This window comes from Umezawaea tangerina, from assembly GCF_003002815.1.
GTDB classification, from domain to species: domain Bacteria; phylum Actinomycetota; class Actinomycetes; order Mycobacteriales; family Pseudonocardiaceae; genus Umezawaea; species Umezawaea tangerina.
In genome coordinates, this window is the sequence record NZ_PVTF01000004.1 from 22340 (window position 1) to 43141 (window position 20802).

Here is a 20802-nt window from a genome sequence, read left to right on the forward strand (position 1 = left end):
CCCGGATGGCCTCGTGACCTGGAACACGTGAATGAACTTTGCATACAACAACCTGTATGCTGAAAGCATTCACCTGACCGATCGCGAGGTGCCCGTGAACCAGCCAGCAGTTCCGTTCCCTGGTGGGACCGGAGGTCGCCGCGGGTCGCGCGCCGCCCTGAGCGGAGCCGCGGCCAAGCGCGTGGAACGGCCCGCCCCGCTCCGCCAGGCGGTCTACGAGGCGCTGATCGAGCTCATCGTCAACCGCACGCTGGTGCCGGGCCAGCACCTCGTCGAGGTCGAGCTGGCCGAGTACCTGGGGGTCAGCAGGCAGCCGGTGCGCGAGGCGCTCCAGCGGCTGCAGACGGAGGGGTGGGTGGACCTGCGCCCCGCGCAGGGCGCGTTCGTGCACCTGCCGACCGAGGAGGAGGCCGACCAGCTCCTCAGCGTGCGCGGGGTGCTGGAGACCCACTCCGCCAGGCTGGCCGCCGAACGGGCGACGCCCGAGGACGTGGAACAGCTGTGGGAGCTCCAGGAAGCGGGCGTCGCCGCGCTGGCCGCCGAGGACGTGGAGGGCCTCGTGACGGCCAACGCGGCGCTGCACGCGTTCATCAGCAGGTTGTCCGGGAACACCGTGCTCGCCGAGATGATCGGCACGGTCGACCGCCGGGTCCGCTGGTACTACACACCGATCGCCCGCCCGCGGGGCAACGACGCCTGGAACGAGCACGCCGAGCTGATCAAGGCGATCGCGGAGCAGGACGTCGAGGCCGCGGGCCGGATCATGACCGAGCACACCGGGCGGACCCGGCAGGCCTACCACGAGCGGCAGGCCGTCGCGGAGTCATGACGCCGCCTCGGCCGGGCTCATGGCGGCCCGCTCCTCGGCGTCGCGCTTCGACCTGCCGGGTTGGCGCAGGAACAGCGTGATGCCCGCGGACAGCAGCGCGATGCAGCCCGCCAGGACGTATGCGCCGTTGTAGCCCCACGCGGCGACCACCGCCGCGGCCAGGCCACCACCGCCCACCCCGCCGAGGAGCTTGGCGGAGTAGACCAGGCCGTAGTTGGAGGCGTTGTTGTTCTCCCCGAAGTAGTCCGGCACCAGCGAGGCGAACAGCGGGTAGAACGCGCCGCCGCCGAAACCGACCAGGAACGCGAACACCATGAACAGCACCAGGTTGTGCGTGTTGCCCGCGTAGAGCACGCCGAACTGGGCGATCGCGGCGATCACCAGCACGGCGGTGAGCGTCTGCCTGCGGCCGATCCGGTCCGACACCAGGCCGACGATCGCGCGCCCGGTGCCGTTGACGATCGACAGCACGCCCGCCGAGGACGCCGCCACGAACGGCCCGAACCCGCTGGCCTTCGCGAACGGCACCTGGAAGTTGATGCCGAACAGCGACACGCCGCCGATGATGACCAGCGCGACCCACATCAGGGGGAGCATCCCGGTGCGGATCGCCTCCATGGGCGAGTACTGCTTGAGCGCGGGCGGGTTCTTCGCCAGCGAGACGTTCTCCTTGGTGTCGCGCACCCAGTTCACCGGGTCGATGTGCCGGGGCCACCAGTTCTTCGGCGGGTCCTTGAACAGGAACCCGCAGATCCCGACGATCACCAGCATGTAGAGCCCGATGAGGTCGAGGATCGCGGTGTAGTTGTCGGGGCGCAGGAACGCGCTGAAGACGTAGATGAACGGCACGGCCCCGTAGGCGAAGGCGCCGTTGACGAACCCGGTCCGCGCGCCGCGCTTCTCCGGGTACCACTTGCCCACCATGTTGATGCAGGTCGCGTACACCAGCCCGGCTCCGGTGCCGCCGAGCACCGAGTAGCCGATGAACGCCAGCAGCAGGTTGCCGCTGTGGGCGATGGTGACGTAGCCGATGGCGCTGCAGCCCGCCGCCGTCAGCATCGCCGCCTTCGCCGACACGATCCCCTTCTCCCGCAGCCTCCCCGCCGGGAAGGCGACCCCCGCCTGGAACACGACCCAGACGCTGGCCAGCCAGAAGACGTCGCCCAGCGACCAGCCGTACTTCTTCTCGAGCGTCCCGACCACGGCACCCCAGCCGTACTCGAAGACGCTGACCGCGAACATGGCGGCCCATGGCAGCCAGACCATCCAGGTCCTGGAGCGCCCCATCAGGTCGTGCGGCGTCTCACCGACCCGGTACACCCGGCCGTTGTGGTCTCGTAACTCCTGGTAGGTAGTTGACGCAGCGGTCATCACAGAGCCTCTCTAGTCGGCTTTGACCAGTGCCCCTCGGGCGCTCGACGACGTCGTCGGCCCAGCGCCGTTCCCCTTCGTCCGCCCCGGTGGCGCGGTGGGCGGAAGCGTTCCCCTCCCCGGTGGGGCGGCGGTCAGCCGAGCAGACCCGCGGACCTCGCCCAGCGGTACTTGGCGCCGAGCACCGCGACCGGCTTCTCGGTGGTGTACGGGTACGCGACGACGCCGTGGGCGTAGAGGTAGTCGCTCGCCTCCTCGACCTCGACGTCACCGGAGAGCGAGGCCACGACCGGCTTGTCGATGCCGTTGCCCCGGTACTCCTCGACCACTTCGACCACGAGCTTCGCGAACACCATCGGCGGGGTGACGATCGTGTGCCAGTACCCCAGGACCAGGGCGTGGACGCGCTCGTCCGCCAACCCGAGCGCGATCGTGTTGCGGTAGGTCGACGGCGGTTCGCCGCCGGTGATGTCGACCGGGTTGCCCGCCGCGCCGAACGGCGGGATGAACCTCCGGAACGCCGCGTCCAGGTCCTCCGGGATCCGCATCAGCGCGAGGCCGTTGTCCACGCAGGCGTCCGACAGCAGCACGCCGGAGCCGCCCGCGCCGGTGATGATGACGACGTTCTCCCCCTTGGGGGTCGGCAGCAGCGGGATGCCGCGCGCGTACTCCAGCATGTCGTTGAGCCCTGGGGCCCGGATGACGCCGCTCTGCCGCAGGATGTCGTCGTACACGCGGTCGTCGCCCGCGAGCGCTCCGGTGTGCGAGCTCGCGGCCTTGGCGCCCTGGGCGGTGCGCCCGGCCTTCAGGACCACGACGGGCTTCTTCAGCGAGACGCGCTTGGCGGTCTCGGCGAAGGAGCGGCCGTCCTTGAGGTCCTCCAGGTGCATCGCGATCAGCTGGGTGTTGGGGTCGGACTCGAAGAACGTCAGCAGGTCGTCCTCGTCGAGGTCCGCCTTGTTGCCCACGCCCACGATGGACGACACGCCCATGCCCGCCGACCGGCTGAACCCGAGGATGGCCATGCCGATGCCGCCGCTCTGCGACGTGAGCGCGACACCGCCCTTGACGTCGTAGGGCGTGCAGAACGTCGCCGACAGGTTCTCCGGCGTGTAGTAGTAGCCGTAGATGTTCGGCCCCAGCACGCGGACGCCGTGCTTGCGGGCGATGGCAACGACCTCGTCCTGGAGTTCGTGGTTGCCCGTCTCGGCGAAGCCGGACGGGATCAGGATCGCGCCCGCCACGCCCTTGCGGCCGACCTCCTCCAGCGCCCGCGGGACGAGCTTCGCCGGGATGGCGAAGACCGCGACGTCGATGTCGCCCGGAACGTCGGAGACGCTCTTGAACGCCTTGCGGTCCAGGATCTCGGTGGCCTTCGGGTTGATCGGGTGGATCTCGCCCGCGTAGCCGCCGTCGACCAGGTTCCTCATCACCGAGTTGCCGATCTTGCCCTCCTCCGCCGACGCGCCGATCACGGCGATGGCGGACGGCCGCATGATGCGGTTCATCGAGGCCAGGATCTCGTCGCGGGTGAAGCGGTGCGGCACCTCGGCGGCGTTCGCGTCGACCAGGATCCGCACGTCCACGGCGGTCGCGCCGGTCGGCGTGGCCAGCACGGGGTTGAGGTCCACCTCGGCCAGCTGCGGGAAGTCCGTGACGAGGTCGGACACCCTGGTGATGAGGTCGGCCAGCGCCGCGCGGTCCACGCCGGGGTTCCCGCGCACGCCGCGCAGGACCTCCGCTGCCGCGATGCCGTCGACCATCGAGGCCGCCGTCCCCGCGTCGGTCGGGGCGAGCCGGAACGTCACGTCCTTGAGCACCTCGACCAGGATCCCGCCGAGGCCGAACGCGACGACCTTGCCGAACGTCCCGTCGGTGACCGCGCCGACGATGACCTCCTGCCCCTCGGTCAGCATCTGCTGGACCTGCACGCCGACGACCCTCGCGTCCGGCTTGTGCGCCCGGACGTTGGCGACGATCGTGCGGAAGCCCTCGGCGACCTCGGCGGCCGTGCGCAGGCCCACCAGCACACCGCCCGCCTCGGTCTTGTGCAGGACGTCCGGCGAGACGATCTTGAGCACGACCGGGAGGCCGATCTCCTCGGCCATCGCGACCGCCATCTCGGAGGAGACCGCCAGGGCCTCCTCCGGCGTCCTGATGCCGTAGGCGTCGCACACCCTCTTGCCCTCGGGGGCGGTCAGCGAGTCCCGACCTCCGGCCTCGACCTCCCTGAGCACCTCCTCGACCGCCGCGCGGTCGTAACCCGTCGCTGTGTCAGGCATGTCCGGCTCCTCGGGTCTCAGATGACGCCTGCGGTGCGGAGCTCGCCGAGCTGTTCGGGGCTGTAGCCCAGCGCGCCCAGCACTTCGTCGTTGTGCTCGCCGAGCAGCGGGGACGTCCCGATGTCGACCGGGGAGTCGGAGAGCTTGATCGGGCAGCCGACGGTCTTGAACGAGCCGCGCTGCGGGTGCGGCACCTCCACGACGCTGCCGATCGCCGCGAGGGTCTCGTCCTCGATCAGCTCCTTGGTGGACAGGATCGGACCGCAGGGCACGTTGTGGGCGTTGAGCTCGTCCATCACCTCCCACTTGGTGTGCTTGAGCGTCCAGTCCTCGATGAGCGCGAACGCCTTGTCCAGTTTGGACAGGCGCACCTCCGGCGTCGCCCACTCCGGGTCGTCCGCCAGCTCGGGCCTGCCGATCAGCTCGGTGATGGGCTTCCAGCCGACGGGCTGGATGATCACGTAGATGTAGTCGTTCGGCCCGCCCGGCGCGCAGCGCACGGCCCAGCCGGGCTGGCCGCCGCCGGAGGCGTTGCCCGAGCGCGGGACGTCCTCGCCGAAGGACTCGTTGGGGTACTCCCCCAGCGGGCCGCGGGTGAGGCGCTGCTGGTCGCGCAGCTTGACCCGGCACAGGTTCAGCACGGCGTCCTGCATGGCGACCTGGACGCGCTGGCCGCGACCGGTGGACGTGCGCTGGTACAGCGCCGCGAGAATGCCCGCCACCAGGTGGATCCCGGTCCCGGAGTCGCCGATCTGGGCACCGGTCGCGGTCGGCGGGCCCTCCTCGAAACCGGTGGTGCTCATGGAGCCGCCCATGGCCTGCGCGATGACCTCGTAGGCCTTGAAGTCCGCGTACCGGCCGGGACCGAACCCCTTGATGGAGGCGTAGACCAGGCCGGGGTTGATCTCGGCCAGCCGTTCCCACGGGAACCCGAACCGGTCGATCACGCCGGGGCCGAAGTTCTCCACCAGCACGTCGGTGTTCTCGACGAGCCTGGTGAACACCTCCTTGCCCTGCTCGCTCTTCATGTTCAGCGTGATGCTGCGCTTGTTGGCGTTGAGCATCGTGAAGTAGAGGCTGTCCACGCCGGGGATGTCCCGGAGCTGGCCGCGGGTGATGTCACCGCGGCCGGGTGTCTCGAGCTTCACCACGTCGGCGCCGAGCCACGCGAGGAGCTGCGTGGACGACGGTCCGGACTGGACGTGCGTCATGTCGAGGACGCGAACGCCCTCCAGTGCCTTTCCCATGGGGAGGTCCTCCTGCTAGAGGGGCGCGCGCTACTTGTACATGGTCTGGTTCACGGTTCCGGGCGCGTACGCGTCCGGGTCGACCCAGACGTTGATCAACGAGGGCAGCCCGGACTCGCGGGCGCGCCGCAGGGCTCCCGCGATGTCCTTGGGGTCGCGCACCTCCTCGCCGTACCCGCCGAGCATCTTGGCGAACTGGTCGTACTTCACGTCGCCGAGCGTGTTGCCGACGCGCTCCCGTTCCACGCCGTACTTGCGGGCCTGGCCGTAGCGGATCTGGTTCATCGACGAGTTGTTGCCGACGACGCCGACGAACGGCAGGTCGTAGCGGACGAGGGTCTCGAAGTCCCAGCCGGTCAGGCTGAACGCGCCGTCGCCGAACAGCGCCACCACTTCTTTGTCGGGACGGGCGAGCTTGGCCGCGAGCACGAACGGGACGCCGACGCCGAGCGTGCCGAGCGGACCGGGGTCCATCCAGTGGCCGGGCGACTTGGGCTGCACGACCTGACCGGAGAAGGTGACGATGTCGCCACCGTCGCCGATGTAGATCGAGTCCTCGGTGAGGAACTCGTTGATCTCGTGCACCAGCCGGTACGGGTGGATCGGGGTCGCGTCGGACAGCAGCTGCGGCAGCCTGCGCTGCCGGGCCTGCTCCTCCACGCCGTGCAGCTCCTCCAGCCACGCCTTGCGGCCCACGGCGCCGTTGTCGACCCGGCCGGTGGCGGCCGCGGCGACCGCGGCCAGCACGAGGTCCGCGTCGCCCACGATGCCGAGGTCCACGTCGCGGTTCTTGCCGACGGTGCGGTAGTCGAGGTCGACCTGCACGACGGTGGCCTTGGAGGAGAGCCTGCGGCCGTAGCCCATCCGGAAGTCGAACGGGGTGCCGACGATGACGATGACGTCGGCGTTGTCGAAGGCGTACCGGCGGGACAGCTGGAAGTGGTGCGGGTCGCCGGGCGGCAGGCTGCCGCGGCCCGCGCCGTTCATGTACGCCGGGATGTTGAGCTGCCGCACCAGGTCCACGGCCGTGTCGGTGGCGCGGGTCGTCCAGACCTGGCTGCCCAGCAGGATCGCGGGCTTCTTGGCGCCCACCAGCAGGTCCGCCAGCCGTTGCACGTCCGCCGGGTCGCCGCCCGCCCTGGTCGAGGCGCGGTAGTGGCCCGCCGACGGGACGCGGGCCTGCTCGACGGGCACCTTGGCGTCCAGCACGTCGCGCGGGATCTCCAGGAACGACGGGCCGGGGGCGCCGTGGTAGCACTCGCGGAAGGCCATCGACACCATGTCCGCGACACGGGCCGTGCCGGGCACGGTGGCCGCGAACTTGGTGATCGGCGTCATCATGTCGACGTGCGGGAGGTCCTGCAGCGAGCCCATCTTGTGCTGGCTCAACGCCCCCTGGCCGCCGATCAGCAGCATCGGGCTCTCCGCGCGGAAGGCGTTGGCCACGCCGGTGACGGCGTCGGTCGTGCCCGGACCGGCGGTGACGACGGCGCAGCCGGGCCTGCCGGTGATGCGGGCGTACCCGTCCGCGGCGTGGGCGGCGACCTGCTCGTGGCGGACGTCGACGACGGTGATGCCCTCGTCGACGCAGCCGTCGTAGATGTCGATGATGTGGCCGCCGCACAGGGTGAAGATCGTGTCGACGCCCTCGGCCTTGAGCGCCTTGGCCACCAGGTGTCCACCGGAGATCAGCTCCGGGGCGGCAGGGGTGTCGTCGGTACCGGGTACTGAGGCGGCTTCGGTCGCTGTCCGCGCCATTGCTGGTCAACTCCTTGGTTCGCGTCGACTCGGCCGGTCCGGCTGGCCGCCCCCACGAGGTTCTCTGTAGATTGCATACCGTATGGGGTAGGCATATAGTGACGCTTTGTTGGGGCCGATGTCCAGAGGGCGTCCGGAGGATTTCCGGGAGGCAGCCCGGTCGGCCCGTTATCCCTCCCAGACCGGTGACCGCACGGGCTCGCGCGCCCGTGCGGCCCGGTCGCGCGCAGAGAGGACGGCCGCCTTGGATCTCCACGAACACGAGGCAAGGGACCTGTTCGCCGCCCACGGGGTGCCGGTGCCCGCCGGGTCCGTGGCCACGACCGCCGACCAGGCCCGCGCCGCCGCGACGGCCATCGGCGGCGCCGTCGTGGTCAAGGCGCAGGTCAAGACCGGCGGGCGGGGCAAGGCGGGCGGTGTCCGGTTCGCCGCGACACCGGACGAGGCGGCCGCCGCCGCGACGGCGGTGCTCGGCATGGACATCAAGGGCCACACCGTCCACAAGGTGCTGGTGACCGCGGCCGGCAGGATCGCCGAGGAGTACTACTTCTCGTTCCTGCTCGACCGCGCGGGCCGGACGTTCCTGGCCATGGCGTCGGCCGAGGGCGGCGTGGAGATCGAGGAGATCGCCGCGACCAAGCCGTCCGCGCTGGTCAAGGTCCCGGTCGACGCGACGGTGGGCGTCGACCTGGCGAAGGCGGCGGAGATCGTGGCGGCGGCGGGACTCCCGGCCGAGGCCGCCCCGGTCGTCGCCGCGCTGTGGGAGGTGTTCGTCGCCGAGGACGCCACGCTGGTCGAGGTGAACCCGTTGGCGCGCACCGAGTCCGGCGACGTGCTCGCGTTGGACGGCAAGGTGGCGCTGGACGACAACGCGTCCTTCCGCCATCCCGCGCACGCGGCGTTCGCCGACGAGCACGCGGGCGACCCGCTGGAACGCCGGGCGCACGCGAAGGGGCTCAACTACGTCAAGCTCGACGGCGAGGTCGGCGTCATCGGCAACGGCGCCGGGCTGGTCATGTCGACGCTGGACGTCGTCGCGCGGGCGGGCGCCGAGCTCGGCCGGTCGGGACCGGCGAACTTCCTCGACATCGGCGGAGGCGCCTCGGCCCAGGTGATGGCCGACGGGCTGGAGATCATCCTCGGCGACCCCGGCGTGCGCAGCGTGTTCGTGAACGTCTTCGGCGGCATCACCGCGTGCGACGCGGTGGCCGACGGGATCGTCCGGGCGCTGGACGTCCTCGGCGACCGCGCGCACAAGCCGATCGTCGTCCGCCTGGACGGCAACAACGTCGAAGAGGGTCGGCGGATCCTCAAGGCGGCGGACAACCCGCTGGTCACGTTGGCGGACACCATGGACGGCGCGGCGCGCACCGCCGCCTCGCTCGCGGCACGGGGGGCTTGAGATGGCGATCTTCCTCGACGAGGGCAGCAGGGTGGTCGTGCAGGGCATGACCGGGTCCGAGGGGACCAAGCACACCCGGCGGATGCTGGCGGCGGGCACGACGGTCGTCGGCGGGGTGAACGCGCGCAAGGCCGGGCAGGTGGTCGACTTCGACGGGCGGTCGCTGCCGGTGTTCGGCGACGTGGCCGAGGCGATGGCGGAGACCGGCGCGGACGTGTCGGTGCTGTTCGTGCCGCCGCGGTTCGCGAAGGACGCGGTGGTCGAGGCCGTCGACGCCGGGATCGGGATGGCGGTGGTGATCACCGAGGGAATCCCGGTGCACGACACGGCCGCGTTCTGGGCGCACGCGGTCGCCTCCGGGCGCACCAGGATCGTCGGGCCGAACTGCCCCGGCGTCATCTCCCCCGGCAAGGCCAACGCGGGCATCATCCCGGCCGACATCACCAAGCCCGGCCGCATCGGGCTGGTGTCCAAGTCGGGAACCCTGACCTACCAGCTGATGCACGAGCTGCGCGACTTCGGCTTCTCCACCTGCGTCGGCATCGGCGGCGACCCGATCGTCGGCACCACTCACATCGACGCCATCGCGGCGTTCGAGGAGGACCCGGAGACGGAGCTGATCGTGATGATCGGCGAGATCGGCGGCGACGCCGAGGAGCGGGCGGCGGAGTTCGTGCGGGACAACGTGTCCAAGCCCGTCGTCGGGTACGTCGCCGGGTTCACCGCGCCCGAGGGCAGGACGATGGGGCACGCGGGCGCGATCGTGTCCGGCTCGTCCGGCACCGCCGCCGCGAAGCAGGAGGCCCTGGAGGCGGCCGGGATCCGGGTCGGCCGAACGCCCGGCGAGACCGCCGGGCTGGCGCGGGCGATCCTCGGGGCGTGACCGCGCCGGGCCCACCCCACCGCACGGGTGGGCCCGGCGTTCCCCGGTCGCCAGTGCGGTGAACACCGGTCTTCGCCAGGAGTTCCGTCCCCGGTTCGCCCTGAGCACAGCAGCGAGCGGCCGGGGATCGCGGTCACCGCACTGGAGACCGAGCCGCTGCTGTCCATTGCGGACGGTCATGGCGGAGCCCCTGGCGGACAACCCGTCCACCCGCGGCGCCAAGCCGTCCGGCTAGCGCACCCGGTACCCGGTCGCCGGTCTTCCCGTCAGGAAAGCACTTCGTCGTCGGGGTGCGGCAGAGCTCCAGGCAGTCGGTCAGCAGGCGGTGCAGCACGTCGTCGCGGGCGTCACCCGCCCTCAGCGCGACGACCCTCGTCGCGTGCGCCACCACCGCCGGGGCGACCAGCCTGCCGCGCAGCGGCCGCACCCCCGCTTCGCCCGTGCAGCGCAGGACGAGGGCGACCGTCGGCGCGCGGACGACACCGACCAGCCGGGGCGCGAACGGCAGCAGCCGTTGGCGGCCCGGCGCGGTGCACGAGTCGTTGACGGCCCTGGCGACCGCCGCCAGCACGGGGTGCACGGCGGCGGGGCGGTCCGACCAGACCTCGCCCGCCAGCGTGGACACCAGCTCCATCAGGCACTGGCCGTGCCCCGGAGTGGGGTGCCTGCCGCGGGACAGCACCGGTGGGCGGGTCACGGCGTCGGGAGGAGCCGGGTGCGGCCGGGCTGCACCAGGGCTCTGGTCAGCAGCGCGCCCGTCAGCCCGACCAGGCCCGCGGCCACGAACGCCACCGGGTAGCCGTGCGCGGCGACCACCGCGGCCGCGCCGCCGATGCCCAGCAGGCCGCCCAGCGCCTTGGCGCTGTAGAGGATGCCGAAGTTCTGCGGACCGCTCTCCTCGCCGAAGTACTCGCGGACCAGCGACACCAGGAGCGGATAGCAGCAGCCCGTGCCCAGCCCCGCCAGGCACGCGCCGAGCAGCAACGCCGTGAACCGGTCGTGCGTGCCGCCCCAGAGCAGGACGAACTGCGCCGCGCTGCCCGTGAGCAGGGACAGGTACCAGGTGCGGCGGCGGCCGAGGTGCTCCGACACCCGACCGGCCAGCACCCTCCCCAGACCCGTGCACGCGGCCAGCGCGCTGAGCACCGCGGCGGCGAGGAGCGGGCCGTCGTCGGCGAACGCGACCAGGAAGGCGAGGTCGAACAGGGAGACGGCGGCCGCGAGCGCGACGGCCAGGAACATCGGGACCACGGCGCCGCTGCGGACGGCCTCGGCGGGCAGGTACTGGCGGACCGCCGACTGGTTGCGCCTGCGCGCCTTGTCCAGGGCCCAGGCCCTGGGGTCGACGTGCGCGGGCCACCAGTTCCTCGGCGGGTCCTCCAGCGTGACGCCCGCGCCGACGACCACGGCCAGCACGACCGCGGCGGCGGTGTCCAGGAACGGGGTGCGGGTCGCGGGGGTGAGCAGGAGGCCCGCGAGGAGGACGAAGGGGACGCAGCCGTAGGCGAACGCGCCCCCGACCACGCCGACGCGGGAGGCGACGCGGTCCGGGAACCAGCGCACGACGGTTCCCACGCACGCCGCGTACACCAGGCCCGCGCCGATGCCGCCGACGAGGGAGTAGCCGAGGTAGAGGGCGGGCAGGGTCGTGGCGTGGGCGAGCGTGGCCATGCCGATCCCGCACAGGACCCCGCCCACGACGACCGACGTGGCCGTCGACAGCCTGCCGCGGTCCCGCAGCCAGGCCGCGGGGAACGCCGTCGCCGCCTGGCAGGCGGTCCACAGCGCCAGCGCCCAGACCACGTCCGCGAGGGGGTGGGTCGCGGTCAGCACCGGCACCACCACCCCGAACCCGTACTGCTGCACCCCCGCCGCCAGCATCGCCGCCCACGCCAACCACAACGACCAGGCCCGCGACCGCCCGACCAGCTCCCGATCCGTCTCGCCCACGCGGTAGCGCCTGCCGTGGACGTCCCGCACCTCCTGCACACCGGGCATGTTCTCCACCTGCCAACATTGGAGATCGTATACAGTATTAGGTAACCTAGGTATAACACCGCGGTTGCCGGATGTCCACGCCCGCAGCGCAGCTCTGACCGAGTGGACGAGAGGCGGCCAGCTCCGACCGCACTGGACCGCCGGTCACGCACTCCCACGAACGGGTGGCGTTCGGCAAAACCCGCATGGCGGGCGCCATAGCGGAGACCACCGGCCCCGACAGGGGGCGCAGATGTCCCCGCTGGACCGCTGGTCAAGAAAGCCATCCAGCGAGGCGCCGGTCCACCTCAGGTCGGGCAGGACAGGACGCGCGAACCACCCCCACGGACCCGGTCACCGCCGGCAGGCGGCACAGCGGCGGGCCGACCTGGAATCGACCGGTAGACCGACCGGGCCACCACCCCGGCGACCGACGGCGTCGGCACGCGGAGCCCGTGCCGCACCCCCGAACGGACGCCGTCCCGGACCGCCGCACCGCCCCAAAGGGCCACCCGTCCGACCCAGTGGGACCACGAAACACCTACACCCTTCCCGCAGTGGACCACCGGTCAAACGACCCGCCGAACACCCGACACCACCTCGGCGAACCCGGCCCGTGACCACCGGTCAAACGACCCTCCACAAGGGTGATCAAGCGGTCACGTGGAGTCGTCGGGGATTGGTCGGTAGTGCAAAGGGCGGTCCGCTTCGGGACCCGGCGCACTAGGATCTGAGGCTCAGTCCACGCGACCCCGAGGTGAGCAGCACACCCATGTCCCACACCTTCGGTGTCGACCTGCGCGGGATGATCGACCTGCTCAGCCACCACCTCTACAGCAGCCCCCGCGTCTACGTGCGCGAACTGCTGCAGAACGCGGTGGACGCCATCACCGCGCGCCGCGAGCTGGACCCGGACGCGCCCGCGGAGGTGCTGATCGAGCCGAGCGACGCGACGGCGGACGGGGTGCTGAGGATCTCGGACTCGGGTGTCGGCCTGTCCGAGCGCGAGGTGCACGAGCTGCTGTCGACGTTGGGGCGCACGTCCAAACGAGACGACCTGGGGTTCACCCGGCAGGGATTCCTCGGCCAGTTCGGGGTGGGGATGCTGTCGGCGTTCCTGGTGGCGGAGGAGATCCGGCTCGTCACCCGGTCGGCCTCGGGCGGGCCCGCGGTGCGCTGGACGGCGGACGCGTCGGGCAGCTACCGGGTCGTGGTGGACGACGGGGCGCGGGCCGAGGTCGGGACGACGATCGAGCTGGTGCCGAACCGCGACGCCGAGCACTGGCTGTCCGCGGACATGGTGCGCGCGCTGGTGACCGAGTACGGGGACCTGCTCCCGGTGACCGTGCACGTCGCGGGTGAGCCCGCGACGTCGGGCGACCTGCCGTGGTCGCGGCGGTCGGACGAGACCGGCGCGGACCTGACCGAGCGGATGGTCGACTACGGCGAGGGGCTGTTCGGGTTCCGGCCGTTCGACGCCATCCCGATCGAGGTGCCGACGGTCGGCCTGACGGGTGTCGCCTTCGTGCTGCCCGAGGGGGTGCACCCCGGCACGCGCCAGTCGCACCGGGTGTACCTGAAGCGGATGCTCGTGGGTGACGGCGTCGAGGGGCTGCTGCCGGACTGGGCGTACTTCGTGCGGTGCGTGGTCGACTCGTCGGCGTTGCGGCCGACCGCGAGCCGCGAGTCGCTCTACCAGGACGAGACGCTGCTGGCGGTCCGCGACGAGCTGGGCAAGCAGGTGCGCGACTGGTTGGTGCGGTTGGACGCGACCGACCCGGAGCGCACGTCGCAGCTGCTGTCGGCGCACCACCTCGGCATCAAGTCGTTGGCGCGCGCGGACGACGAGATGCTGCGGCTGGTCGAGCGGTGGCTGCCGTTCGAGACGACCGAGGGCGCGGTGCCGCTGCGGCAGTTCCGCCGCGTGCACGGCACGGTGCTGTACGTGCCGAACGTGGACGAGTTCCGCCAGCTCGCGCCGGTCGCGCAGGCGCAGGGCATCGGGCTGCTCAACGCGGGGTACGCCTACGACGTGGAGATCCTGGACCGGCTGGTCGCGCTGGACGGCGCGGTCGCGGCGCGGCAGGTGCGGCCCGGTGAGCTGCTGGCCGCGCTGGACCACCCCGAGCCGCTGTTCGACTCCGAGCTGCGCAGCAGGCTCGCCGAGGCGGGCGGGGTGCTGGACCGGCACGACTGCGAGGCCGTGACGCGCGACTTCGACCCGGTGTCGTTGCCCGCCTTGCTGATCACGAACGTCGCGGGCGAGCGCAAGCGCGACGCCGAGGAGATCTCCGACGACGCGGACCCGCTGTGGGCGGAGCTGCTGAACGAGCTGGTGGCCGAGGAGTCGACGGCGAGCCAGCAGCTGGTGCTGAACTGCCGCAACCCGTTGGTGCGCAGGCTGGCCGCGCTGTCGGACCCCGCGCTGGTGGAGCTCACCGTCGAGTCGTTGTACGTGCACGCGCTGCTCCAGGCGCGGCGACCGATGCGGCCCAAGGACACCGCCGCGCTCAACCGCTCGTTCCTGGAGCTGCTCAACCGGGCCGTGGGGGACCGATGACCGATAAGCTCGCCGCCGAGGAGCAGTTCACCGAGGCCTACCACCTGCCGCCGGGGATGCCCCGGCACGAGGCGCTGGAACGCGCGGCGCGGGCCGCGGACGCAGCGGATCACCAGCAGCTCGCGGTGTCCTGCCGGGTCGCGCTGATCCGCTCCTGCTACGACCTGGGCCGCTACGACCTGATGCTGGCCCCGTTCGCCTGGTGCACCGCGGCGGAGAAGCGCGGACCGGAGGACTTCGGCCGCTGGGAGTCGCACACGTTCGACTGGTGCCACAAGTGGATCGCGAACGGCCTGCGCCGCGACCCGCGGTTCAGCCTGACCCAGCTCGAGGCCGTGGTGGAGCAGTTCGCGGACCGCTACCGCAAGCACGGCTTCTCGCAGCAGCCGGTGCACGGCGTGCGCGCGACGCTGGCGCTGCACGTCGGCGACGAGGAGGCCCACCGCGAGCACCTGACGAAGTTCCTGGCGCTCGACCGCGGTCCGATGAGCGACTGCGAGGCGTGCGTGGTCGAGGACCAGGCGTCGCACCTGACCAGGCTCGGACGGCACGCGGAGGCCGTGGCGCTCGCGGAACCCGTGCTGTCGCAGGAGACCACGTGCACGACGCAGCCGCAGGGGATCCTCACCGCGCTGCTGCCCGCGTTCGTCGCGCTGGGCGACCACGACCGGGCGAGCAACGCGCACCTGGTGGCGTGCAGGCTGATCAAGGACGACAAGCTCACCGGCTACCTCAACCCGCACCTGGAGTTCTGCGCCACCGCCGGGCACGTGGCCCGCGGCGTCGACCTGCTCTCCGGGCACCTCGACCGGGTGCACCACTCCACCAGCCCGGCCGAGGCGATGGACTTCGCCGCGGCGGCCGCGCTGCTGCTGAGCCGGGTCGCCGACGACGTGGAGTTCGACGTGCCGGAACCGGACGGCGTCACGACGCGCGCCGTGCCCGCCGCCGAGCTGCGGGCCGAGCTGGAGGCGTCCGCGCTGGAGCTGGCCTCCAGGTTCGACGCGCGCAACGGCACCGACGCGGTGGGCAACCGGGTGCGGGAGACGTTGGTGCGCCCCGACTCCGGGCACGTGCCGCTCGCGGTGCCGGTGCTGACGCCCGCCGAGGTCGTCGACGAGCCGGACGAGCTGGCCCCGTCGTCGGACCCGGTCGACCTGGCGGTGCGCGCCAACGAGGCGTTCGACCTCGGTGACTTCATCACCGGCAGCAGGCTGCTCCGGTCGTTGCCCGCGGACATGGATCCCCTGCTGCCGGACGGGATCGCCGCGCAGGTCATGGCGAAGCGCCTCACCGCGCACGCGCCGCGGATCGCGCGCGAGGACCTGCTGGAGGGGTTCGCCGACGTCGTGGACCGGCTCGACGAGGCCGACGAGCCCGACCTGGCGAACCGGTACCGCGCGCGGCTGTGCGTGTGGCGGCTGCCCGAGGACGGGTTGGCGACGGGCCTGGAGACGGCGCAGAGGTGCGTCGCCGAGGCGGAGCGCGACGGGACGCCGTTCACCTCGGTGCTGGCGCGGCTGGTGCTCGCCGAGCTGTTCGACCACGCGCACGAGCACGGCAAGGCCGAGTTCCTGATCGCGGAGGCGCACGCGCAGGCCGAGGCCGAGGTGCCGCGGCTGCTGGCCAGGGTGCGCGTCGACCGGGTCGAACACCTCGCGCGGCGGCAGGACCTGGACGGGGCGCTGGTCGCGGTGACCGCGCTGCTGGCCGAAGACCTGCCGGAGAGCGTGCGGTTCGACGGGCTGCGGATCAGGCTGCGGCTGGAAACCGTGCAGGGACAAGGTGACGCGGCGCTGCGCACGGCGAACGTGCTCGTCGAGCGGGCGGCCCGGTATCCGGGTCGGTGGCGGGCCGAGGCGCACCGGTTGCGCGCCATCACCATCGAGGAGCTGGGGCTGGAGGCCACGCACCTCGGTGAGCTGCGCGACGCCGTGGCCACGTGCCGCGAGTACGGCGGCGAGGCGCACACCGCGCAGGCCTGCTACTCCCTCAGCGGCGGCTACCTCAAGACGGGCAGGCTCGTCGAGGCCGCCGAGACGCTGGAGGAGGCGCTGCGGCTGGTCCAGTCCGCCAACGCCGAGGCCGAGCTCGGTCTGCAGGTGCGGTTCCGGCTCGGCCAGACGTGCGCGCAGCTGGGCGAGAACCAGGCCGCGCTGCGCCACCTGACGACGGCGCTGGAGCACATCGACGAGGGCGAGCACTGGCAGCGCGCGGTCGCGCTGGACGCCCTCGCGAACGCCCGCCGCAGGCTCGACCAGCTCGTCGAGTCCTCGCACACCTACGCCGAGGCCGCGGAGTGCTGGGAGCTGATCGACCAGCCCGGCGAGGCGGCCGGGTCGTGGGTCGAGGCCGCGAACGTCCTGCCCTCCACCGAGTCCGCCGAGGGCTACGCCGCGCTCGTCCGCGCCGAGGCCCTGCTGCCGGGCATCGAGGAGTCCGGCCCGCGGTCGCACGTGGCCGCCCGGATCGCCGCGATCCGCGCCTACCTGCACGCGCAGGCGGGCGAGTTCGACCGGGCGATCGAGCAGAACGCCATCGCCGAACAGGTCGCCGTCGACCTGGAGGACCGCGGCTGGCAGGCGTTCCTGGTGGCGCGCGGTGGGCGGTTCCGGCTGCGTTCGGGGGACGCGACCGCCGCCGAGGCGGCCGCCCGCCGGGCCGCGGCGCTGCTCGGCGACGGGACGCCGGACGAGGTCGTGGCGGAGGTGGTGTCGGTGCTGGAGGACGCACTGTCCGAACTGGACCGTCCCGTCGGCACCGACCCGCTGGTCCGCGCCCTCACCGCACGGCTCGAAGGCTAGTCCCGTGCGTCGGCCGGCCGGTGTCGTGTTGTTTGTCGTGCTGACGGCTTGCGGCGCACCGACTCCCGCACCCGCACCGACTCCCGCGCCGGTCACCACGACGGCCGCGACCCGTGACGCCGTCACGCAGTGCGCGGACCGGTTGCTGTACTGGCTGGACCGGATCCGGCGGTCGCCGGACGCGAGCGGCCTGGACTACCAGGAGATGGGCCTCACCGGCGCCGAGTTCGAGGCGCTGACCGGACTCGAAGCCCTCACCGGCCCCGCCGACACCCAGGCCCGCGAGGCGTGCGCCAGGATCGAGGCCCAGCCGAAGTCGTCCGGCACCGGGTGGCCGGGCTAGACCGGGCTCACGCGTTGCGCTGCGAGCGCGCCGACGCGTAGAGGCAGACGGCGGCCGCCGTGGCGAGGTTGAGGCTTTCCGCGCCGCCGTAGATCGGGACCTTGAGGGAGGTGTCGAGCCTGCCGATCACGGTGTCCGGCAGGCCGTGGGCCTCGCTGCCGAAGACCCAGGCGGTGGGGTGGGTGAGGTCGCCTCGCAGGTCGGCGGTGTCGAGGTCGTCAGTGGCGTAGCCGTCCGCGGCGACAAGGCGGAGGCCCGCGGCGCGACAGGCTTCGAAGACGTCGTCCGCCTCGCGGGCACGGGCGATCGGCAGGTGGAAGACGCTGCCGGTGGAGGCGCGGACGCACTTGCCGTTGTGGGGGTCGACGGTGTCCCCGGCGAAGATCACGGCGTCGGCTCCGGCGGCGTCGGCGACGCGCACGACCGTGCCCGCGTTGCCGGGGTCGGTGACGCCGTGGAGCACCGCCACCAGCTTGGGGTTGGCGCGGAGCACGGTGGCCAGCGGGACGTCGACCGGGTCGCACACGGCGATGAGGCCTTGCGGTGTCACGGTTTCCGAGAGGCCGGCGGCGGCCTTGTCGGTGACCTCGGTGACCCGGATGCCCTCGTCAACGGCGGTGCGCATGAGCGGGGTGTTGCGTTCGGCCGCGGTGGCCGTCACGAACAGCTCGTGGACGCGGCCGCGGCCGGCGGCGGACCAGGCGAGTGCTTCGCGGACCGCTTGCGCGCCTTCGGCGAGGAACTGTTCGGCGCGGTCCCTGCCCTGGCGGCGGGTCAGCCGCCGAGCAGCAACGACCCGAGGTGTCCGTTCGGTGAACGGAGCTGCCTCGGGTCGTCGTGCGCGGGTGTGCTCGCTCAGGCCTTGTCCTCGGCCAGCGGCGCGTTCACGTCTTCCGGCATGGCCAGCTTGGCCAGCTCGACGATCGCGGCGAACGCGGCCGGGTCGCTGACGGCGAGCTCGGCCAGGATCTTGCGGTCGACCTCGATCTCGGCCAGGCGCAGGCCCTGGATGAAGCGGTTGTACGTCATGCCGTTCGCGCGGACCGCGGCGTTGATGCGCTGGATCCACAGCTTGCGGAAGTCGCCCTTGCGCGCCCGGCGGTCCCGGTACGCGTAGGAGAGCGAGTGGAGCACCTGCTCCTTGGCCTTGCGGTACAGCCTCGAGCGCTGGCCGCGGTAACCGCTGGCGAGCTCGAGGGTGGTACGGCGCTTCTTGTGGGCGTTCACTGCCCTTTTGACGCGTGCCACGGTTCATCCTGTCGATCTCGTGGGGCCCGGCGGTGACACCGGCGCCCCTGTGTTCAGGGGGTGCGGGAGCGGCTCAGAGGCCGAGGAGCTTCTTCAGCCGAGGCACGTCGTTCTTCGCGACCTCGACCGTGCCGCTGAGGCGGCGGGTGAGCTTGCTCGACTTCTTCTCCAGGAGGTGGCGCTTGCCTGCCTTCTCGCGGAGCAGCTTGCCGCTGCCGGTGACCCTGATCCGCTTGGAGGTCCCCTTGTGGGTCTTCTGCTTCGGCATTTCCGTCCTCGTCTCGTGCTGCCACCGGGATGGGGCGGCAATGCGTTCCTGCGGCGGACCGCAGATCAGCCCTGTGCTGACGCGTCCTGTTCGGCCGCTACGTCGACACCGTCGCCGTAGTCGGGCTTGAGCGGACGGGTCTTCGTGGTCTTGTGCGGCGCCAACACCATGATCATGTTGCGGCCGTCCTGCTTCGGGTTGGACTCGACGAAGCCCAGCTCGGCGACGTCCTCCGCCAGCTTCTGCAGCAACCGGTAACCCAGCTCCGGGCGCGACTGCTCGCGGCCGCGGAACATGATGGTCACCTTGACCTTGTTACCACCGGAGAGGAACCGGGCCACGTGGCCCTTCTTCGTCTGGTAGTCGTGCGGGTCGATCTTCGGCCGGAGCTTCTGCTCCTTGATGACCGTCAGCTGCTGGTTGCGGCGTGACTCACGGGCCTTCTGCGCGCTCTCGTACTTGAACTTGCCGTAGTCCATGAGCTTGCAGACCGGCGGCCGAGCCTGCGCGGCGACCTCGACGAGGTCCAGATCCGCTTCCTGGGCGAGTCGGAGCGCGTCCTCGATGCGAACGATCCCGACCTGCTCGCCGTTCGGTCCAACGAGACGGACCTCCGGCACCCGAATGCGGTCGTTGATGCGCGGCTCGGTGCTGGCGGGAGCACCTCGGTTCGAGGGACTTGTCATTCACGTCCTTTGAGACTCGTTGTGCGCCAAAAACAAGAGCCCCGACACCATTGCTGGTGCGGGGCCCGCCTCCGACCGATCACCCAAGCCGACGCGCGAACGCGTCGGGCAGAACGGCACGGTGGCCTCCTGCTGGGACCGGAACCCGGCCGCCTTGACGGCTGCACGGGTGGGAGCGGGGCTCCACTTGCCGCCCTCGCACGAACGAGGGCTGGTCGCGCCGTAAAGAGTAGCAGATGGGATTGTCAACCCCCGAATCGGCGACCCGATCGGGCGCCTTGCGACAATGCGGACGTGACCGAGCAGCCCGAAGTGAACGTCCGCGACCTCTCCGACGTGCCCAGCATCGAGGTGATCAGCAAGGCCGCCGTCATGCTGCTTTCCGCCTCCGCCGAACGCCTCGGCCTAGCCGACGACACCCCCGAAACCAGCCCCCGCCGCGACCTCGACGAAGCCCGCCGCCTCATCACCGCCCTCGCCGGCCTCATCACCGCCTCCGTCGAATACCTCGGCCCCCACGCCGGCCCCCTCCGCGAAGGCCTCCAGTCCGTCCAACGCGCCTTCCGCGAAGCCTCCGTAATCCAAGACGCCCCCGGCGCCGGCCCCGGCGAGAAGTACACCGGCCCGGTGTACTGACCCCCCTCCACCGCCGACGCCGCTTTGGATCCTGCATACAGAGGACAATGGTGGGGATGGCGAGGGGCCGGGGAGTTGGGCCCGATGGCGGACAAGCGCAGTGGGCCAGGCAGCAGGGACAGGCAACCAGGAGCCAGGCAGCAGGGACAGGTAGTGCGAGGTCGGGCAGCAAGGGCAGGCAGCCGAGGGTCGAACAGCTAGGGCAGGCAGCCAGGGAGCGGACAGCAAGGGCAGGTAACCGGGGATCAGGCACCAAGGACAGATAGCCGGGAGCCGGGCAACAAAAGCAGATAGCAGCGGGTCAGGCAGCTAGGACAGGTAACGGGGCGAAGTAGCGTCGAGAGACGGGTCTCGCTTTGCCGGGATGCCCGCCCGAGCCGTGACATCCGAACTTCACCGGGCCAAATGATCCGACGCTCCGGGAGCGACAGGTGTGGACCGATTTCGGGACCGGCAAGGTGCGAACTTTGTCAGCCAAGAGCCGGGTCAACGACCGGCGTCGCACTTG

At 71.6% G+C, this 20802-nt stretch carries 17 protein-coding genes; 7 read left to right on the forward strand and 10 right to left on the reverse strand.

Annotated elements, in window-relative coordinates; genetic code table 11:
- Positions 1–94: 94 nt before the first annotated feature.
- Positions 95–829 (forward strand): GntR family transcriptional regulator, encoded by a 735-nt coding sequence (locus CLV43_RS14150; protein ID WP_106187634.1) that lies wholly within the window; start codon positions 95–97, stop codon positions 827–829.
- On the opposite strand, the gene CLV43_RS14155 is transcribed toward CLV43_RS14150, so the two are convergent.
- From CLV43_RS14155 to CLV43_RS14170, 4 genes are all read right to left on the reverse strand, one after another.
- Positions 824–2200 carry an OFA family MFS transporter gene (locus tag CLV43_RS14155; RefSeq protein ID WP_106187635.1) on the reverse strand — a complete coding sequence of 459 codons (1377 nt, stop codon included), beginning with the start codon at positions 2198–2200 and terminating at the stop codon, positions 824–826. The genes CLV43_RS14150 and CLV43_RS14155 overlap by 6 nt on opposite strands.
- Positions 2201–2334: 134 nt before the next feature.
- Positions 2335–4482: an acetate--CoA ligase family protein gene (locus tag CLV43_RS14160; RefSeq protein ID WP_106187636.1), complete on the reverse strand. Its 2148-nt coding sequence runs from the start codon at positions 4480–4482 to the stop codon at positions 2335–2337.
- A gap of 17 nt (positions 4483–4499) precedes the next feature.
- The gene (gene frc / locus CLV43_RS14165; RefSeq protein WP_106187637.1) at positions 4500–5729 is read right to left on the reverse strand and encodes a formyl-CoA transferase; all 1230 of its coding nucleotides are present in this window, start codon (positions 5727–5729) and stop codon (positions 4500–4502) included.
- A 30-nt stretch (positions 5730–5759) separates the two neighbouring features.
- A complete protein-coding gene (locus CLV43_RS14170) occupies positions 5760–7487 on the reverse strand; it encodes a thiamine pyrophosphate-binding protein (RefSeq protein ID WP_106187638.1) in 1728 nt (575 codons plus the stop codon).
- A gap of 244 nt (positions 7488–7731) precedes the next feature.
- Between CLV43_RS14170 and sucC the strand changes: the two genes are divergently transcribed.
- The gene (gene sucC, locus CLV43_RS14175; RefSeq protein ID WP_106187639.1) at positions 7732–8889 is read left to right on the forward strand and encodes an ADP-forming succinate--CoA ligase subunit beta; all 1158 of its coding nucleotides are present in this window, start codon (positions 7732–7734) and stop codon (positions 8887–8889) included.
- 1 nt (position 8890) lies between these two features.
- A complete protein-coding gene (sucD, locus tag CLV43_RS14180) occupies positions 8891–9772 on the forward strand; it encodes a succinate--CoA ligase subunit alpha (protein ID WP_106187640.1) in 882 nt (293 codons plus the stop codon).
- A 133-nt stretch (positions 9773–9905) separates the two neighbouring features.
- On the opposite strand, the gene CLV43_RS14185 is transcribed toward sucD, so the two are convergent.
- Both CLV43_RS14185 and CLV43_RS14190 read right to left on the reverse strand, forming a co-directional pair.
- Positions 9906–10469: a hypothetical protein gene (locus CLV43_RS14185; protein WP_106187641.1), complete on the reverse strand. Its 564-nt coding sequence runs from the start codon at positions 10467–10469 to the stop codon at positions 9906–9908.
- Complete coding sequence (locus CLV43_RS14190; RefSeq protein WP_106187642.1) at positions 10466–11770, reverse strand: MFS transporter; 1305 nt, start codon at positions 11768–11770, stop codon at positions 10466–10468. The genes CLV43_RS14185 and CLV43_RS14190 overlap by 4 nt, the downstream gene beginning before the upstream one ends.
- Positions 11771–12521: 751 nt before the next feature.
- Here CLV43_RS14190 and CLV43_RS14195 point away from each other — a divergent pair.
- From CLV43_RS14195 to CLV43_RS14205, 3 genes are read left to right on the forward strand one after another with little or no spacing between them, the layout of a single operon-like run.
- A complete protein-coding gene (locus CLV43_RS14195; RefSeq protein ID WP_106187643.1) occupies positions 12522–14309 on the forward strand; it encodes an HSP90 family protein in 1788 nt (595 codons plus the stop codon).
- On the forward strand, positions 14306–17113 hold the full coding sequence (locus CLV43_RS14200) for a tetratricopeptide repeat protein (protein WP_106187644.1): 2808 nt from the start codon (positions 14306–14308) through the stop codon (positions 17111–17113). The genes CLV43_RS14195 and CLV43_RS14200 overlap by 4 nt, the downstream gene beginning before the upstream one ends.
- A gap of 4 nt (positions 17114–17117) precedes the next feature.
- Complete coding sequence (locus CLV43_RS14205) at positions 17118–17456, forward strand: hypothetical protein (protein ID WP_146174761.1); 339 nt, start codon at positions 17118–17120, stop codon at positions 17454–17456.
- Positions 17457–17463: 7 nt separating this feature from the next.
- Here CLV43_RS14205 and CLV43_RS14210 read toward each other — a convergent pair whose 3' ends face one another.
- The 4 genes from CLV43_RS14210 to infC form a co-directional block, all read right to left on the reverse strand.
- Positions 17464–18315, reverse strand: a complete 852-nt coding sequence (locus CLV43_RS14210) for a TrmH family RNA methyltransferase (RefSeq protein ID WP_106188219.1) — start codon at positions 18313–18315, stop codon at positions 17464–17466.
- Positions 18312–18704, reverse strand: coding sequence for a 50S ribosomal protein L20 (rplT, locus tag CLV43_RS14215; protein ID WP_106187646.1), 393 nt, complete (start codon positions 18702–18704; stop codon positions 18312–18314). The genes CLV43_RS14210 and rplT overlap by 4 nt, the downstream gene beginning before the upstream one ends.
- A gap of 73 nt (positions 18705–18777) precedes the next feature.
- On the reverse strand, positions 18778–18972 hold the full coding sequence (gene rpmI, locus CLV43_RS14220) for a 50S ribosomal protein L35 (protein WP_106187647.1): 195 nt from the start codon (positions 18970–18972) through the stop codon (positions 18778–18780).
- A gap of 65 nt (positions 18973–19037) precedes the next feature.
- Positions 19038–19658: a translation initiation factor IF-3 gene (gene infC, locus CLV43_RS14225; RefSeq protein ID WP_106187648.1), complete on the reverse strand. Its 621-nt coding sequence runs from the start codon at positions 19656–19658 to the stop codon at positions 19038–19040.
- Between the two features lie 294 nt (positions 19659–19952).
- Between infC and CLV43_RS14230 the strand changes: the two genes are divergently transcribed.
- The gene (locus CLV43_RS14230; RefSeq protein ID WP_106187649.1) at positions 19953–20294 is read left to right on the forward strand and encodes a DUF1844 domain-containing protein; all 342 of its coding nucleotides are present in this window, start codon (positions 19953–19955) and stop codon (positions 20292–20294) included.
- Positions 20295–20802: the final 508 nt, after the last annotated feature.